The sequence below is a fragment of the Mailhella massiliensis genome (genome assembly GCF_900155525.1).
Classification (GTDB): domain Bacteria; phylum Desulfobacterota; class Desulfovibrionia; order Desulfovibrionales; family Desulfovibrionaceae; genus Mailhella; species Mailhella massiliensis.
Map to the genome: position 1 here is coordinate 1 of NZ_LT706947.1, position 1,014 is coordinate 1,014.

2 protein-coding genes are annotated in these 1,014 nt (G+C 55.0%); both read left to right on the forward strand.

The window, feature by feature from the left end; genetic code table 11:
• On the forward strand, positions 1-471 hold a 471-nt coding region (locus CZ345_RS05365; protein ID WP_239446621.1), incomplete at its 5' end, for a plasmid mobilization protein.
• On the forward strand, positions 468-1,014 hold a 547-nt coding region (locus CZ345_RS05370), incomplete at its 3' end, for a relaxase/mobilization nuclease domain-containing protein (RefSeq protein ID WP_154674800.1). The genes CZ345_RS05365 and CZ345_RS05370, both read left to right, overlap by 4 nt.

The window sequence follows — 1,014 nt, forward strand, 5'->3', positions numbered from 1 at the left end:
GGCAGTCCCCAAGACCGCCGGGGTTCTTCCTTACAGGATGGTAGCTGTCTGACGCCAGCTAACATCCTGCCAAAGGCTTCGCCTCTGGACACCCTCAGAGCGTTCGGCGCTACGCTTCTCACGCTCTCAAAAAGACAGGAAAGGCAGATGGAAAAACGGAAGGCCACAACCAGATTTCATAGGCGGCGGACACTCAGACTTAGCGCCAGGGAAGACGAAAAACTACAGACTCAGGCCGACAGCGCGGGACTGTCCGTGTCCGAGTACATGCGGCGGCTGTTCTTCGGCGGCAGGCCCATTATCGCCAGAACGGACGACCAGACCATCCGGGAACTGCGACGGCTTGGGGGATTGCTCAAGCATCATTTCGAGATGGTAAAGCGGACTGCAAATCCGGCCACCCTTTCGGAACTGGACGCTGCATTGCGGCAAATCCGACGGACTATCGAAACCCTGAGTGAAAAACGATGATTGTCAAGAAGCTCAAGCGTACCAGCTTCAAAAAGTCCAAGTCCGTCATGATTGGCGGTCTGGTGGACTACATCCTTGCCGAACACGACGACAGGGGCAAGGACAAGCTCGCCTACGCCGGAAGCAGAAACTTTCTGACAACGACCGTCGCCGCTCAGAAAAGGGAAATGATTTCTCTTGCCGAAGAATCCATTCAGAGCAGGATGCCGGTTACGCACTGGATTCTGTCATGGCAGGAAAACGAGCAGCCCTCTCGTGAACAGGTGGACGAAGCGGTCAATCTCTTTCTCCGGGGAATGGGGCTTGCCGAACACCAGACGCTCTATGCCCTGCACAAGAATACGGGTAACTACCATCTTCATATTGTCGTGAACCGGACTCATCCCTACACACAGAAAGTCATTCAGCCGCACAGAGGATTCGACATCAACGAGGCACATAAGATAGTGGCGGAAATCGAACACAGGCAGGGATGGGCACCGCAGGAGAATGCCCGCTATCGTGTCAATGAACAGGGGCATGTGGTCAAGAATCTCCAGCGGC